This is a genomic window from Paenibacillus chitinolyticus NBRC 15660, assembly GCF_000739915.1.
Taxonomy (GTDB): domain Bacteria; phylum Bacillota; class Bacilli; order Paenibacillales; family NBRC-103111; genus Paenibacillus_F; species Paenibacillus_F chitinolyticus.
Map to the genome: position 1 here is coordinate 483948 of NZ_BBJT01000002.1, position 15625 is coordinate 499572.

Genomic DNA, 15625 nt, shown 5'->3' on the forward strand with positions numbered 1-15625 from the left:
TTTTTATCTGTCAGCGGCCGAGCGTGGCTCCGCCGTCGATTCGAATATCGTGAAGCGTTATATGACCCGCCTGATCCGACGAAAGAAAAGCCGCGGCCCAGGCGATATCCTCCGGAGTCGCCAGCTTTCCGAGCGGAATGCCCAGCTTGTACAGTTCCGGCGATCCCGAAATCGTCTTGAATTCCCCGCTTTCGTCTTCCCACATGCCCCGCTGCATCGGCGTGTCCGTCGATCCCGGGGACACGATATTACAGCGGATTCCCTCCGCGGCATGCTCAAGGCCCAGGCATTTCAGCATCATGGCCGCGGCGGCTTTGGACGCGGCGTAAGCGCTCATACCGTAACGCGGCACGGTCCCCGCATTAGAGCCGATCAGCACGATCGACCCCCTGCGGCGCTTGGACATGCGGCTGATGACGGAGCGGCACACATAGAAGGCGCCGGTCGTGTTCACGGCGAATGTCCGCTCCCACTCCTCGTCGCCGAGCGTTACGCCGGTTCCATACTGCAGCACTCCCGCCGCATGCACGAGTATATCGACCGGGCCCTGCTCACGCTCGATGCGGCCGATGACTTCTTCCACGGCCCTGCTGTCCGCCACGTCGGCCGTATAGGCAGCGGCGGAAACGCCCGAGCTTGCCAGAGCTTCGGCTGCCTGCGCCGCCTTGTCGCCCTGCCGGTCTACGGCGGCTATTACGGCGCCCAAGCTGCCAAGGACGGCTGCGGCCGCTTCGCCGATGCCTTGGGCGGCGCCCGTCACGACGGCAACTTTGCCGGAGATTCCCGTGAATGGCACACGTGCAAACGGACTTTCTGTCATTCTTCAATTCGCTCCCTTCCATTGGCTGTATGTCCAGGTTCCTCTTGCCGCTTTCGTTACGGGCGGAAAGCGAACCTCAGCCCCCGGCTGATCAATCCGGGAAGGACGGAAACATGCCCTTCCTCTTCGAACGAATGCCACTGTGCGCTTAAGCCGCGGTTCTCCAGCTTCGAGAGCCTGACGGCCATCTCTCTGGCCATTCTGTAATTGCCCGAGGGATGCGCATTTTCGAGCTCTCCCATCGCAATCAGCGCCCGGATGCCCGGACTCTTCTGCAGCGAACCCGCGTCAAGCGCAGCCGTAAACAGCTTCTCCCGTTCGTCGAGCCATTCGCGGTTCCAATGGATGGACGGGCTCCCGGCGATATAGGTACGGAAATATTCCGGTCTTGTAAAAAGCGTATGCAGGACGAACAATCCCCCGAGAGAATGACCCATGATCGTCTGATTCGTGAGGTCGACGGGGTACTCCCTTGCGATGACCGGTTTCAGCTCTTCCTGAATGAAATCCAGGAAGGCAGCCGCGCCTCCCTGCTCCGGAAGCATCGTTCCGTCCGGTTTGCGCGTATATTTGGCAGTCTTTTCAGGCGTATAATCGAAGTATCGCTGCGGATGAAACGGTTCGTCCGTCGGATATCCGATGCCTACGATAAGCGCCGCTTTGACGCCCGTCACTTCGGGACGTCGGCATTGAACCCGCACAGCCTCCGTAACGGTGGCAAATACCGAATTGCCGTCCAGGACATAAAAGACGGGATAACCCGTCGAGGGAGGCGGTCCCGGCGGAATTGCCGTCATAATCCGGTAGGACAGATTCGTTCGGGACGAACGCATCACCCGCTGTTCGGCGTTCGGAATCCCCACACCGCCATTCGCCGTCTCTCCCTGAAAAGTTCTGCGGGGTATTCCCACACGTGATACCATTCTTTGCGGCCTCCTAGTAAAGAAATGTAAGCATTCATTTAGTGATATTGATAATCATTTTCATTTAAAATTATATAGGCTCCTATCCCCCCGGCACATGGAAGAAATCCGGAATTTATTTGGTCAAAATCCATTTTTAACTAATAACTTTACAGAAAAAAACCGTGGACGGGATTAACCCGTACACGGTTCTCTCTATCATTTCGCAATCAGCTTGACCACATCGTCGATCATCATTTCGTCGGCAATCATTCCGCTTCCCAGCCAGTATTCGCTGTTCACCTCATAGGCGTGTCCGGCTTGGACGGCAGGAATCTTTTTCCAAAACGGACTATCGGTGATTTCTTTCATCCGCTCCGTTCCCTGCCCGTATTGATTCATCATAAATATGTAATCCACGTCCAGGTCGGGCAGCACTTCAAGCGAGATAGCTGCGGAGTTTTTGCCGTCCACCAGCTTTGACATCCCGAATCCGAGTTTATCGTGAATGACGGCACCGGCCAAGTATTTGCCGCCCATCAGGCTTACGCCTCTGCTCGCAAAACGGATGACAGCGGCCTTTTTACCCGGCGCAGCCTGCTGCAGCTTCGCTTTCGCTTCCTGCACTTTTTTGTCGTGAGCCTGCAAAGCTTGCTTCGCTTCCTCGGTCTTGCCCAGCAGCTCGCCGAGCTTGCTTAGTGAAGCAGCCGGATCGCTTGAAGCGTTTTTGAATACATACGTCGGAGCGATCTTGGAGTATTTCTCGTAAACTCCGTTGGATGCGTACGATTCTGTTTGCAGAATAATCAGATCGGGCTGAAGTTCGGTCACGACTTCCGGAGAAGGGGCTCCGCTCGAAAAGTCAAGCTTGGGCACCTGACTCAGCTTCTCCTTCAAGTAACTGTTGCCTTGTCCTCCCGCAGACCATTGAGCGACCGGGGTTACTCCAAGCTTTGTGAGCGAATCTTCCAAGTAGGGCGCAAAGACCCGTTTTGGAGAAGCCGGCACTTTGACGGTATGGCCAAACTCGTCCGTAAACGTCCGTTCCTGTCCGCCGGCCGCACCGGTCGGTGCCGCCGAAGCGCTTGTATCTCCCGCTTTGCCGTCAGCGGATCCCGCATTCGGATTAGCTCCGCAAGCGGTCAGCATCAGAGCGGTGCATATAACGGCGAGCACCTTCACCGTAACGATTTTATTCAGGATACCAAATGAATTGCGCATAACTAAGCTCTGCCCCCTATGATAATGATTCTCATTCACAGGAATTATAAGTCAGCGGGAAGACTTCCGCCATGCACATGATCCAGAAAGGCGTTTGGACATTTTCCCGTAAACAGCAGCATCGCTTCATCCAGCATACGTGCGACGGCGACCGGGGAGTATTCCAGCCAGGGATCGGCCGATATGGGATAAATGTTTCCCGAACGGACCGCTTCGATCGTTTTCCACTCGGGTGAGTGCTGAAGGGCAAGCCAGTAGGCCCTCGACTCCGATTCGGGGCAAACCAGGACGAGAATCCGGCTCGGATCAAGCGCTCTGATATCTTCCGGGCGGATCGGGGCGGACTGCTTGCCGGATGAAACCTGCCGCAGGTTCAAATCTTTGAAAAGCACATCCTCCATTCCCCGGTTACTGTAGGAATACAGCCCCTTGCCGTAAAGCCGCACGATCAGGATCCCGTCATCTCCAAGCGCCGCCTCCGACTGAATCCGGGCCTCATCCGCAAGCTTGTCGTAGCCCCGGATCCACTGCTCCGCCTCGTCGGTACGTTTCAGGAAAACCGCGATAAGGCGCAAATACTCCCGCCAGCCCAGCTCCTGTGAAGTCGGGACAAAAAGAGCGGGCGCGATTTTACCGATCGTATCCTGCTGCTCGTCGCTTAATCCGTCCCCGGCCACGACGGCATCCGGCCTCAGGCGCGCCATCAGATCCGCATTTTCCTCGAAGGTTCCCGTAACATAAGGGTCCGTCAGCTTCAGCGCGTATCTGATTTTTTTCCGGTACGAGTAGTAATAATGAGCCGTCCACTTGGGATCGAGCGGAGCCGCCAGCGGCGTCAGGCCAAGGGCGATCAGATACCCGGTCATGTCTGGGGACCAAGCCGCGATCCGGTGTTTCGAACTCCGCGCGAACTCCGTAGGTGACATGCCCACTTCCTTTTTAAATTTCCGGCTGAAGTAGTATTCGTCCTTATATCCCACACGCTGGGCGATTTCCCTCAATAGAAGTGGTTCGGGCTCGGACAAATAACGCTTGGCCCGGTTGATCCTCAAATCGGTCAAATAGTCCATGGCACTCTGGCCGAACGTTTTTTTGAAAAGATCGACAAAATATTTCGGACTGACATGAACGCGTTCGGCAAGCTGCCGGACGGTCAACTGCTCGTGATAATGCGAATCCATATACACCCGGATGTCAGTCAGGTATGGTCTCGTGGCCGCTGCTCGTTCTCCGCGACCTTCGATGCGTGCCGATGATTTGCCCGGCTTCATCTGCATTCCCCCTCATCTGGGATATAGAATAATCGACGTCGTGATTCGCCTGCTTTTCTCTATTTTAATTTAAATGATAATGATTATCAATGATAACAAAAAAAGAAAAACGTCCCGCCTCAAGCATGGAACGCTTTCCAAAATTGTCCCTCCCGGTCGATGATGGCGCCAATCCGGGCAAACGGGATGGTAAAAGTCGGAAAACCTGCGGCATACGGGCCGATTTCGTACGGAAAAAAATAGAGATGAAGCGCATTCTCGGTCACAAAGAACGGTTGATCCGGCTTAATGCCCTTATAGCTGTCCGGAAACACATACGCATATTGCGGGTCTTCTTTAATCTGCCTGCCCACGATAGCGCTGAGTATGCGGACATAGTCACTTCCCGGTTTAAACAAATCTTTAAGTGCATACATGCGGCCGTTCTCCAGGTTAAGGATCGCATACGTTTTGGAAGGCATGCCGTGAGCGGCGCCAAACGGGTATTTGTACCCGGTCAATTCCAGCTCAAGCAGCTTATCTTTGAAAAAAGCGACCTGGAAATCGCCGGAATACGAATAATCAAGCTTCACGTCTCCGGGAACGGGCTTCACCTGGCTCCATTCCTTCAGTCTGTCGTTGACCGAACGCTGTACCGTCTCGTCCTTCAGGCCTTCGACCTGCGGGTAATAGACGAGATAGTCGCGGTTCGGCTTATATTTACCTTCTCTTACGAGGTAAGGCGGTCTCAGGGGAATAACCGTGTTCTGACGCCAGATAACCTTGCCGGCACGGTTCAGATAAGCCAGCCTGCGATCGGTGTATGCTTTGATCAGTCCTCCCCGCTCGAGCGTGAGTGTGCCGCTTCCTTCCACTCTCGGATAGCCCGGCGCCGGTTTGCCGCTGCGATCGATGAAATAGGTTTGTTCGGCTTCCGTCACCGAGGCTAACCCGTCCTTGAAGTCGGAAACCTCGTCGTACAGAAAATCCGACAGCAGCGCTCCGTCCCAGTCCGCGATCGCGTAAACCGAACCGAGGAAAGGCTGTTCGGGATCTATCGCCCTGCCGAGTGCAAACCGCTTCTCTCCCAAATCGCGGATGTCGTTGTAAGCCGGCTTGATCACATACCGGCCCGCTTTATCGATGACGCCGTATGTCCACTTGTAGTCTTCCGACGTACTGACAACGGCACGGCCGTCATGGAACGGCAGTCCCACCGTAAAGGACGGCGCAATAACGACTTTCCCCCGTTCATTGATGTAGCCGTACTTGCCGCCGGAAGTTTGCTGGAACGCAAGAAGGCCGTCTCCGTGCGGTCCGACGAATGCGTAAGGGTAGGACGCCAGCTTGCGGCCGTCCGGAGCGATAAGCGCATAGTCGCTGTCGCGGATTTTAACGACGGCCCGGTCGTCGCTAAAATCGTTCGCTTCCTCGAACTGCGCCGGAATCACCTCTCTGCCCTGTGCATCGAGATAGCCGTATCTGCTCGTTCCGGTATCGCCGCTTCCCCCTTCGGTGACGTAGAAAACGGCTCGCCCGTTCTCCATATTGGCGATGAACGGGTAGGCACGACGAGTCAGAACTTTGCCTTTCTCGTCGATCAGCTTGAAGCCTTCGCTGTCGATGACGACCGCCCGGCGCTCCGAAAACGGATTGATCGAATTGTAAACAGGCCGCACGACAAAGTGCGCCCACCGGTCGATCAGGCCGTATTTCCCGTCCCGTCCGACGACGGCGAGTCCGTTCTGCTGGAAATCCGCGGCGTCCTCGTAAACCGGCCGGATCGCCAGCCTTCCTTCCGGATCGATGTAGCCCCATTTCAGTCCGGACGTTGTTTTCAATGAAGCGGGATACAGGGCCGGCATCCGTGCTTGGGGTGATCTGCCGAGCCCGTTCAAAATGTTCAACCGGAGCTCCAGCAGTTTTTCACGCGAAGGATAGGGATTCGGAAAAGACAGCGCCTTCCGGACCGATACCAGCGCCGCCTCCGGCAGCCCGGCCCGGTACTGGGCGTCCGCCAAGTAGTACCAGTAAAACGTATAATCCGGATGCTGCCGGGTCATCGCCTCGTAGTACCGGACCACACGCGGAAAATAATAAGGATAAACATCCGGCGCCGGCACAAACGCCCCGCCGCTCCACCTCAGCACCTGGACGCGGTAGGCTTCTCCCGTATCATGAATCCACAGCGCCACTTCGGCTTTTCCGTTACGCCCGGTAAGACCCGGCATATCCTCTGCTTCGATATAACTGTAGCTCATGTCCGCGGGAGCGGCGTCTTTAAGCCCTTCCGGCGTCCATTCGTAAACCGACAGCTTCGACCAAATGGAACCGATCTGCCAGCCTACGAGCAGATTGTTGAGACCGGCCCGCAGAACGGGGGCGGACGACAGCAGCGTTACGCCGTAACCGGTTCCTTTTACAGTCGCCGCTTTCTGCCAAACGCCGTCCCGGCAAGTCAATACAAGCAGGTACATTTCACCGTTTAACCGGTAAACCGCCGCAATTTCCGGTATGCCGTCCCCTGTTAAGTCGGCCGAGTGAATCGCGGGTTGTGCGGCGGGTTTCTCTATCGTCATCAGTTCGGCTCCTTGCGGTAAAAACCCCGATACTAGCGAAGTCACCTGCATCTCGTCAGCCCGCATAGGCGATCCTCCTTTTTCCCCTTGCTTCGCCTAATCGTATGCGTTCCTCCAGTAGATATGCTTGCAAACGGTGAAATTCGTTTGGGATAAGTTTGGCGGGGGCGGCCGCCACCTCACAATCTTAGAAGATATGTAGGGGCCTTGCGGACACGGCGGAATTCGGTGTACAATCGCTTCAAGTTTTTAAACCACAGCCAATCTTCGAAAAATAAGAGGAACTTCCATGAAAAAAATCAAGCGCATTCTAAAAAGTAAATTTTTCCTTTTTGCCGCCCTGCTTCTGGTTTTCTTTTATGTCAATAACAGCTCCCTTTTCGTCAAAAGGGAGGCGGGCGCTCCCTACCTCCTCGCCCATCGGGGACTTGCGCAAACCTTCACCATGGAGAACATCGCAAACGACACGTGCACAGCCGAACGGATTTATCCGCCCGAGCATCCTTATCTGGAAAATACGATTCCCTCTATGGAAGCGGCTTTTCAAGCGGGTGCGGACAGTGTGGAGCTGGATATCAAACCGACTAAAGACGGTCAGTTTGCCGTTTTTCACGACTGGACCCTGGATTGCCGAACCCCGGCCGCCGGTAAAACCAGTGACTACACGATGGCGCAGCTGAAAGAACTGGATATCGGCTACGGCTATACCCCCGATCACGGGAAGACGTATCCTTTTCGCGGCAAAGGAACAGGGCTCATGCCTTCTCTGGGGGAAGTGCTCAAGTTATTTCCCGACCGTTCCTTTCTGATTCATATCAAAAGTAATGATGCCGCAGAAGGAAAACAACTGGCCGATTTTCTGTCCGTACGGCCCAAAGAACAAGTGGAGCGGCTTACCGTCTACGGGGGTGACGAACCTATTGACGCGTTAAAGGCGGAGCTTCCCGGTATACGGGTGATGTCGTTGGCCACGATGAAAAGCTGTCTGATCCCTTACATAGCCGCAGGCTGGACAGGTTACATACCTTCGGCATGCGAGCGGACACAGCTGCACATTCCGGAGAAAATCGCGCCGTGGTTGTGGGGCTGGCCGGACAAATTTTTGAACCGGATGGACGAGGCAAACACCCGCGTTATAGTTGTCGGGGGAGACGGCAGCGACTTTTCCAGCGGCTTCGATTCCCCTGAAGACGTCAAACGGCTGCCCTCCGGCTATAGCGGCGGAATCTGGACGAACCGCATAGACAGAATCGCTCCGCTTTACGGAAAATAAGGTTATGGCAGCGCAAGGCGAACTGCCGGGCCGCATAAGCAAAAAAAAGAACCGGTCCCCTTGAAAGGGGCCGGTTCTTTTCTTTACTATCTCGTAAGGACGGTATCCTTCCTTCGATTATTTAAGCGCTTTGGCGAGGCCGGTGAAAATAACCCCCAACGCATGCGCTCCCGCATCGGGATAGCCGATACTCCGCTCGCCGACGGTTCCCGCTCTGCCCATCCGGGCGACAATCGCTTCCGTCTTCTTCGCTCCCTCTACCGCAGCCTCTGCAGCCGCGGCTCCGGCAGATCTCAGGTCCGTGCCTGCGGCGGCACTCGCTTCCCACGAGTCGGCGTAAGGAACAAGCGCATCGATCAGCGTCTTGTCACCGACTACCGCTCCCCTGCCGAACGACCTTTCTCCCGTGTCCTGAATTCCTTTGACCGCAGCTTGCAGCATTCCAGCGATATCCGTCGCATCCAGACCGGCTTTGCCACGGACGTTTCTGCCCGCCGCCCGGAAAGCCGATCCCCAGATCGGGCCGGAAGCGCCGCCGCAGTGCTCCATTATAATCAGGGAGCAGCCATCCAGAAACGATCCGATGTCCGAAGCCCGGTCGGTTAGTTCGTTCCATTCCGTTTTCAACTGCTTAAAGCCTTTTGCAACGCTCATTCCGAAATCGCCGTCTCCCGCATGCGCGTCCAGCTCGCAGAACTGCACCTCATTTTCGATAATGATTTCACTCATCGTATCGATCAGATAGATCATATTATCCAGAGACAGCCTTTCGTTATGAATAACGGCGCTCTCTTCCGGAGTCACAACGCTAAAGGAAATCGGCTTGTCCCCGTACGCCTCCTCATCAGGAGCGACTGCCGTCCAGCTTAGAGGCTCTGTATATTCACGGACAGTGAGGGCCGGTGTATCGCACTCCGCGCGGAGCAGATTTTTCAGCTCGTCGTCCAGCTTCATGAGGGTGAGCGAGGCGCCTTCCATATCGATGCTAGTCATGTAATTGCCGACTAGCGTTTTATATACGGCAACATTCCGCGAGGCGAGTTCCCTTTGAACGGAATGGTTCAGCAGATACAGCTCCTGCAGCGGAGTGCCGCCGAACCCGTTGACCAGCACCGCCACTTCCGGCGCATTATCTTCGTCTTCGGGCAGACTCTGCAGCAGCTCGGCTACCATTCTGCGGGCCAGGTCATCGGCCGTAAGCACACTTTCACGCCGGATACCGGGTTCGCCGTGGATGCCTACCCCGTACTCCATTTCATTCTCTTCCATGGAGAAAGTCGGGCTGCCTTTGGCCGGCACCGTGCACGACGACAAAGCGAATCCGATGCTTTTCGTACGGTCCACGGCCTTCTGTGCCGCCTGCTTTACCTGCTCCAGGGACATCCCCGCTTCCGCGGCGGCGCCCGCTATTTTATGTACGAGAACCGTTCCGGCAACGCCTCTTCTCCCGACGGTGTATAAGCTGTCCTCTACGGCAATATCGTCGTCCACTTTCACAAAATCGACTTGTATGCCGTCTTCGCCCGCAAGATGCGCCGCGTTTTTAAAGTTCATGATGTCGCCGCTGTAATTTTTGATAATGAGCAGCGTTCCCTTCCGGCCGGCGGTTGAACGGATCGCCTGGTACACCTGTATCTGGGACGGAGAAGCGAAAACATCGCCGCAGACCGCGGCATCCAGCATCCCTTTGCCCACGAATCCCGCATGCGCCGGTTCGTGCCCGCTTCCCCCGCCGCTGATCAGCGTCACTTTATCGGGACGGATCGTTTTTTTGCGGATAATCGTATATTTACGGTCAAACTCCAGATTCGGATGAGCGAGCACAAAACCGCTGCACATCTCTTTAACCAGGTTTTCCGGCTTGTTCATAATCTTCTTCATCGCTTTCGCTCCTCTCGTTGGCTTATTAAAAGAATAGGCCTGCCGAATTACGCAGGTAGTCACGATTCGATTGCGAGTCCTGAACGCCTGCGGTAGAATCAGTTCCCTTCGACGAGATTTTTGAGTGCAGAGAGCACCGGTGAAACCTCTTCGTCTTCCGTTACCCCGCTGCCGGCGTCCGGACGGTTATCCGTTTTCTCGATCGTCAGCGTAGTCCAGCCCCCTTCATCCTCCAAAAGATAGCTCATGACGAAGTAATTTTCCGGCTTGTCTTCCAAACCGGGGCGTGGAGCGAAAAGCGTATACCGGATCAGCCGGTCAGGCACGATTTCCTGTACGGTTCCCCACTGCTCGAAAACTTGCCCCTCCCACTCGTTACGGAAACGAATTTCGCCTCCAGACTGCCAGTCCGTCACAAGCTCGCTTCCATACTGCCACTGCTTCACGAGTTCGGGGCGGGTAAGCGCGTCCCATACGTTACCTGCGGGTGCGCCGATTTTGATGCGGGAAATTTCCTTGGCCATCCTTTCTCCTCCTTAAATAGCCGCCTTACCCATAAACGGGCAGAAAGCCCTCGCCGGGTTCCAAAACCTTTGTGAACGCTGCCGGTTGGGTCCATGGGTTGTCGGCAAGCATTTATATGCTGCTATTATACCAATTCCGCCCTGTATTCTGTCCAGCAAAGCGGGGCCGCATGGCGCCCGGTTTTTCATGTACTTTTCGGGTAAAAGAACGTACGACACATGAAACGAAGACTTTCAGACGCTCGTACTAGTAAAATCTAGTAAAATAGGAGCTGCCCGCAATGAATAAAGCACAGCCTTATCTGGAAGCCATCCGGCAGCGTTATCCCGAGCTGCCGCTGGACACGGCCGAAAAAATCGGGGCCGGGCAAAACAACGACGTTTGGCTCATAAACGGCCGGCTGATTTTCCGGTTCCCCAAATATGAATCGGCCATCCGAGACATGGAGAGAGAAGTCGCTTTCCTGCTTTATGCGGCGGATCATGTATCGTTGGAAATTCCGCGACCGGTTTTTATCCATACATGCCCCTCACTTAAAGAACTCCCTTTCATCGGGTACAACAAAATCGAGGGAGAACCGCTAGAAGCCGATCTTTTGCAGGCCGAGGCGTCGAATGATTCTCAAGAGGAACACGTTCCGAATGAAGCATTTCTGCGTCATATAGCCGGACAACTCGATGATTTCTTGCAAGAATTGCATGGACTGGACCCGAAGGATCTGGCGTGTGCGCAGCGTGAACCCGGGTATGACGGCTACCGCGAATGGTCGGATATGTATGAACGCATCCAAAGCCGGCTTTATCCCTGCATGAAACAGGGCGCGCGTGCTTGGACAGACCGGCATTTCTCCGCGTTTCTCGGCTGCAAAGCGAACTTCGAAATCACCCCTTCGCTCATTCACGGGGATTTCGGGACTTCGAATATTTTGTACGAGCCCGTATCCAAACGGGTAAGCGGAATTCTCGATTTCGGCTCGGCCGGCATGGGAGATCCGGCAGTCGATTATGCGGCTTTACTTGCCTCCTACGGGGAATCTTTCTTCCGGCTTGTTCTGGTTAAAAACCCGAAAGCCCGCGAAATGCTGAGCCGGATAATCTTTTACAAGGGAACGTTTGCCCTGCAGGAAGCGCTGTTCGGCGTGGAAAACGAGGATCCCGAGGCGCTGAAGAGCGGACTGGAAACGCTGGAAGCGCTGGAGTGAAGCCAATAAGGCATTTTCAATGGTTGAGATCAGCCGTTTCCGCCACAAAAAAAAGAAGAACCTGAGAAAGGTTCTTCTTTTTTAATGAAGCTTTTCGCTAATTTTCTGAGCAGCCGAATCTCATTATAACTTCATGTCTTGCTCCTTTGATTGAATAAAATAAATATTCCCATCTTCGTACTTATAATAGCCGACATTGAATTGTTCAAGATCAATTAAATCTTTAAACGTATTCGGTAACTTATAATGCCAATCTATTGATTTAAGCTTATGAGGAAAATTGTCGCCGTTCGGGTTGGGTGTATGAATATAAACGGCATCCAAACCCGCGTCTTGTTCATGGATGCATATCCAGCTTTGAGAAGGCTTTTCAATTCGTTCCAGCCTCTTTAATAAAATATTGTACAGCGCAAGATGGGCTTTAATATGTTCTCTTCTAAGCTTTAAGCTATGTTCTCCAGTCCCGCAAAAATCGAGATGGAAATGCCAAAAATCAAACCAAGATTCGTTATCCGGTTGTAAATAAAAGTCGTTAACCTTCTTCCATAAATGGCGGAAGTATCTTTTCTTTCCCCGAAATTTTTTCATAGTTAATATCCATTTTCATAGAGGTATCAACCAACCATTCTACCCGCAGTCAGGGTCGCAGCTATCGCAGTCTGTCAAGTTGAGACGGCCGCCCCTGTATTGAACCAGATATGATAAAAATCGACCCACCCGTAAGAGTTGATTTTCACTCCGCGGACGGATTGGTGGAAGGCGGTGTTCGTCGTTTTATGAACGAGGAACATAACGGCATGGGTCTGCCGGACCCAGCGTTCGAGACCCGCAAATCTCTCCTTCCGAGCTGCCTCGACCGGCTCCCGCAAAATCGCGGCCGTTTCACGGCGGACAACCTCTTCCGTCGCGCTGTCCCACAGGGCGGCAAAAAAATTGTTCTGAAGATATACCTCCAGCTCGCGCACCTCGTCGCCTCCCAGAACAATCCCGTAAAGTTGGCAGTCGTAGCGCTGCAGCGAAGCGCGGTCCGACCATTCCTCCGCGTTCCGTACTCGGATTTCAATGTAAACGCCGAACGTACGGGCGCGTGCCTGAATCCAGCAGGCGTCTTCTTCGTGATGGGAATACGTGACGAGTTCCAGTACCTCTCCGGCATATCCGCTTTGCTCCAGAAGCGTCTCAATTTCAAACCGTCGCTTCACTGGATAATAGGTTCCCGCCCTCTTCCCCATATCTTCCTGCGGATGAAAGCCTTGGGCCGGACATAACCGTTCGCCTTTCAGATCGGCGATCAGCGCTTCCCGGTCGATAATGTGATGAAGCGCTTCCCGGAACAAGGGATGATTGTGGGGGCCTTTTTTCCTTTGGTTAAAGACGAGCATGCTGCTGCAGTTGAATATCGTCTCCATGTTCCGCCATCCCCCTTCCCCGCTGACCAGAGCCTCCCGCCTCGCGCCGGATGTCTCTCCGTGGGATGTCATGATGGACGTCCAGTCGGGTTCTTTCAAGCGGCCGGACTCCTCCGGCGGAAAAATGAGCACCTCCACGCGGTCCAGATGGGCCCGGCCCCGGAAGTGAGCCGGAAAAGCTTCCAGCACGCATCTCCCCTGATTGCGGCATTCGACCCGAAAAGGCCCAGTGCCTACGGGCATCTCCGCAAATGCGGCCTCGTCCCGGCGCACAACATCCTCCGGTACGATGGCGGCCGCGATCGTACACAAAAATTTCAGGAACAAGTAATTCGGTTCCCTTAGCCGGATGACGACCGTTTTCCGGTCGGGAGCGTCCATCTGCTCTATATCCCGGAACATCCATCCGCTGTCATAACGGCCGGGATCGTGCCTGAGCCGGTTTAGCGTAAACATCACATCTTCCGCCGTAAGTTCCCGGCCGTGATGGAACAGAACGTTTTTTCTCAAATAAAAGGTCCACTCTCTGGCGTCCTCACTGCTTTCCCAGGAATGCGCTATGCAGGGAATAACGTGCCGCTGCTCTTCGTCATATTCGACGAGGGTATTGAAAAGCTGCCGGGCCATATGACAGTCGAAAGCATAGTAGACAAGGCCAGGGTCCAGCGTCGTAATCGAGCGGAAAACGGGCATACAAAGCGTCTCCTGCGGGAAATCCGGCACTCCTGCCGTAGAGAAACCGATGCCTTCGGAAATCCAGTCCATAAACCGGTCTTTGACGGCGGGACCGCCGAACCGGTTCATCAGCTCCATCGCTTCGTGAACCTCACCCTGCTCCGTGCGGCGGCGGACTTCCTCCAGCAGAAGCTCGTCGGAATCCAGCACGAGGGTCAGCTTCGATTTGTTGCCGCGGCCCCTGCCGGGCTGCCAATCGATCCACCCCTGTTCGCATAGCGCGCGGACGATCAGCTTCACGTAGCGGGGCGTGCAGTGCCAAATACCGGCCAGCTCGTCGACCGTAACGGGAAAAGGTTTCTGCGGCTCCCGGTCTCTGAAAAACAGCCGGAGTTCCAAAAAAGGCAGCACGGTCTGCATGTTTTCGTTCCTCCGTTTCGATAAATTCGTAATAAAAGGTGAACTGTTTCCATCAAATCATACACTTTTCATCCCCTTTTGTGCAGCTATACTGAACATAACGACAAAAAAAGGATGATCCCCATGAAAACGAAAAAAACAAAAATATTCCGTATTCCCTCTTTTCACCCCGTCGCCTGGGGAGTCATTATCGGGACTTTCCTGTCCCGGACCGGTTTTTTTATGACGATTCCGTTTCTCGGCATTTATCTGGGCAAGGTCAAGGGCATTGATCCCGCGACGATCGGAGCCATTCTGGCCGTAAGCTTGTTCGTGGGCACGCTGGGCAGTTTTGCCGGAGGCGCGCTGTCCGACCGCCTGGGCCGTTATCCCGTGATGATTGCGTCGATGGCGGCCTGGAGCCTGGTGTTTATCGGCTTCGCCTTTGCCGACGCGACCTGGCTGTTTTTTGTCCTCAGCGCCCTAAACGGGCTGTTCCGGAGCGTGTTCGAACCTGTGGCGCGTGCCCTGCTGGCCGATGTGACCCCGGCCGAAAGCCGTACGGAAGTGTTTAACGCACGCTATTTCGCCATCAATATCGGCGGTGCCGTCGGGCCTTTAATCGGCCTGAAGCTGGGCATCGGAGGCACGTCGTCCCTGCTGCCTTTTCTGGTCAGCGCCGCTATCTACGCCGTGTATGCCGCGCTGCTGATCGTCTTTATGTTCTCTTTCAGACATATGCTGCAGAGCAATGACGAGCCCGGCGCAACCGTGAAACAAATGATGAAGATCGTTTTTACCGATAAGGTGTTTCTCTATCTGCTGCTCGGCAATTTTTTCGTCGCCGGGGCTTACTCGCACCTCGACACAACCTTGTCGCAGTACATCGGCCATGACCGGGTAGCGGTCTACTCCAGCCTGTTTGTCGTCAACACGTTATGCGTGCTGCTCCTGCAGTATCCGTTGACTCGGTTTATGAAGCGCTACACGTCCCTGACGGCTCTGAAAACGGGCTGCCTCCTGTTCGGGGCGGGACTTTTCGGATTCGGTCTCTTTGAGAATACGGCGCTGCTCTTTCTCTCGATGATTGTGTTCACCATGGGCGAGATTCTGTGCTTCGTCGTGGGAGATGTGCTCATCGGCGAAATCGCTCCCGAGCGTCTCCGGGGAGCCTATTACGGAGCCAGCGGCTTCGCATTTCTGGGGCAGAGCTTGTGCGCCTGGATCGGCGGGCTCCTGCTTCAGGGGCTGGGCTTCGGTCAAGGACCGCTCATCTTCGGCATTTTGGCGCTGCTCGCGCTTGCCGCATTCCCGTTCTTTCACAGAGGACAGCAGCTTGGCGAACATCCCGTAGGTGCCGAACCCTCCGAGCTGTCCGAATCTTGCTGACGCCCCGGCGGGAAGAACGTCCCCTTAACGGGTGCGCCTTTCCGTTTTTCTTTGTGTCTAAGCCGCCGCGGACAAAACACAGCAAAGCCGTTCTCAGGCGT

At 54.8% G+C, this 15625-nt stretch carries 12 protein-coding genes; 3 read left to right on the plus strand and 9 right to left on the minus strand.

The window, feature by feature from the left end:
- Positions 1-10: 10 nt before the first annotated feature.
- The 5 genes from PCH01S_RS03690 to PCH01S_RS03710 all read right to left on the minus strand — a co-directional run bounded on the left by PCH01S_RS03690 (position 11) and on the right by PCH01S_RS03710 (position 6838).
- Positions 11-820, minus strand: a complete 810-nt coding sequence (locus PCH01S_RS03690) for a 2,3-dihydro-2,3-dihydroxybenzoate dehydrogenase (RefSeq protein ID WP_042226929.1) — start codon at positions 818-820, stop codon at positions 11-13.
- 56 nt (positions 821-876) lie between these two features.
- Positions 877-1743, minus strand: a complete 867-nt coding sequence (locus PCH01S_RS03695) for an alpha/beta hydrolase (protein WP_042226931.1) — start codon at positions 1741-1743, stop codon at positions 877-879.
- Between the two features lie 198 nt (positions 1744-1941).
- Positions 1942-2943, minus strand: coding sequence for an ABC transporter substrate-binding protein (locus PCH01S_RS03700; RefSeq protein ID WP_042226932.1), 1002 nt, complete (start codon positions 2941-2943; stop codon positions 1942-1944).
- A 44-nt stretch (positions 2944-2987) separates the two neighbouring features.
- Positions 2988-4214 (minus strand): AraC family transcriptional regulator, encoded by a 1227-nt coding sequence (locus PCH01S_RS03705; protein ID WP_042226934.1) that lies wholly within the window; start codon positions 4212-4214, stop codon positions 2988-2990.
- A gap of 119 nt (positions 4215-4333) precedes the next feature.
- Positions 4334-6838 carry a WG repeat-containing protein gene (locus PCH01S_RS03710; protein ID WP_042226935.1) on the minus strand — a complete coding sequence of 835 codons (2505 nt, stop codon included), beginning with the start codon at positions 6836-6838 and terminating at the stop codon, positions 4334-4336.
- A 223-nt stretch (positions 6839-7061) separates the two neighbouring features.
- On the opposite strand from PCH01S_RS03710, the gene PCH01S_RS03715 reads away from it, so the two are divergent.
- Complete coding sequence (locus PCH01S_RS03715; protein WP_042226936.1) at positions 7062-8045, plus strand: glycerophosphodiester phosphodiesterase family protein; 984 nt, start codon at positions 7062-7064, stop codon at positions 8043-8045.
- 117 nt (positions 8046-8162) lie between these two features.
- Here the strand turns inward: PCH01S_RS03715 and dhaK are convergent, their stop codons facing one another.
- Positions 8163-9926, minus strand: a complete 1764-nt coding sequence (gene dhaK, locus PCH01S_RS29600; RefSeq protein ID WP_042226938.1) for a dihydroxyacetone kinase subunit DhaK — start codon at positions 9924-9926, stop codon at positions 8163-8165.
- Between the two features lie 98 nt (positions 9927-10024).
- Positions 10025-10450, minus strand: coding sequence for an SRPBCC family protein (locus PCH01S_RS03725; protein WP_042226940.1), 426 nt, complete (start codon positions 10448-10450; stop codon positions 10025-10027).
- Between the two features lie 281 nt (positions 10451-10731).
- On the opposite strand from PCH01S_RS03725, the gene PCH01S_RS03730 reads away from it, so the two are divergent.
- Positions 10732-11652 (plus strand): phosphotransferase family protein, encoded by a 921-nt coding sequence (locus PCH01S_RS03730; RefSeq protein ID WP_042226942.1) that lies wholly within the window; start codon positions 10732-10734, stop codon positions 11650-11652.
- Positions 11653-11775: 123 nt separating this feature from the next.
- On the opposite strand, the gene PCH01S_RS03735 is transcribed toward PCH01S_RS03730, so the two are convergent.
- Both PCH01S_RS03735 and PCH01S_RS03740 read right to left on the minus strand, forming a co-directional pair.
- Positions 11776-12240 (minus strand): hypothetical protein, encoded by a 465-nt coding sequence (locus tag PCH01S_RS03735; RefSeq protein WP_042226944.1) that lies wholly within the window; start codon positions 12238-12240, stop codon positions 11776-11778.
- A gap of 74 nt (positions 12241-12314) precedes the next feature.
- Entirely contained in the window at positions 12315-14156 is a 1842-nt protein-coding gene (locus tag PCH01S_RS03740) for an SgrR family transcriptional regulator (protein WP_042226947.1), read from the minus strand.
- Positions 14157-14279: 123 nt separating this feature from the next.
- Here PCH01S_RS03740 and PCH01S_RS03745 point away from each other — a divergent pair, with 123 nt between their 5' ends.
- Positions 14280-15524, plus strand: a complete 1245-nt coding sequence (locus PCH01S_RS03745; RefSeq protein ID WP_042226948.1) for an MDR family MFS transporter — start codon at positions 14280-14282, stop codon at positions 15522-15524.
- Positions 15525-15625: the final 101 nt, after the last annotated feature.

What these genes read in the sequence shown, in the direction of transcription:
- PCH01S_RS03740 (WP_042226947.1), bottom strand. Translation starts at nt 14,156, where the DNA reads ATGCAGACCGTGCTGCCTTTTTTGGAACTCCGGCTGTTTTTCAGAGAC.
- PCH01S_RS03695 (WP_042226931.1), bottom strand. Translation starts at nt 1,743, where the DNA reads ATGGTATCACGTGTGGGAATACCCCGCAGAACTTTTCAGGGAGAGACG.
- PCH01S_RS03710 (WP_042226935.1), bottom strand. Translation starts at nt 6,838, where the DNA reads ATGCGGGCTGACGAGATGCAGGTGACTTCGCTAGTATCGGGGTTTTTA.
- PCH01S_RS03735 (WP_042226944.1), bottom strand. Translation starts at nt 12,240, where the DNA reads ATGAAAAAATTTCGGGGAAAGAAAAGATACTTCCGCCATTTATGGAAG.
- PCH01S_RS03700 (WP_042226932.1), bottom strand. Translation starts at nt 2,943, where the DNA reads ATGCGCAATTCATTTGGTATCCTGAATAAAATCGTTACGGTGAAGGTG.
- PCH01S_RS03745 (WP_042226948.1), top strand. Translation starts at nt 14,280, where the DNA reads ATGAAAACGAAAAAAACAAAAATATTCCGTATTCCCTCTTTTCACCCC.
- PCH01S_RS03715 (WP_042226936.1), top strand. Translation starts at nt 7,062, where the DNA reads ATGAAAAAAATCAAGCGCATTCTAAAAAGTAAATTTTTCCTTTTTGCC.
- PCH01S_RS03725 (WP_042226940.1), bottom strand. Translation starts at nt 10,450, where the DNA reads ATGGCCAAGGAAATTTCCCGCATCAAAATCGGCGCACCCGCAGGTAAC.
- PCH01S_RS03690 (WP_042226929.1), bottom strand. Translation starts at nt 820, where the DNA reads ATGACAGAAAGTCCGTTTGCACGTGTGCCATTCACGGGAATCTCCGGC.
- dhaK (WP_042226938.1), bottom strand. Translation starts at nt 9,926, where the DNA reads ATGAAGAAGATTATGAACAAGCCGGAAAACCTGGTTAAAGAGATGTGC.
- PCH01S_RS03705 (WP_042226934.1), bottom strand. Translation starts at nt 4,214, where the DNA reads ATGAAGCCGGGCAAATCATCGGCACGCATCGAAGGTCGCGGAGAACGA.
- PCH01S_RS03730 (WP_042226942.1), top strand. Translation starts at nt 10,732, where the DNA reads ATGAATAAAGCACAGCCTTATCTGGAAGCCATCCGGCAGCGTTATCCC.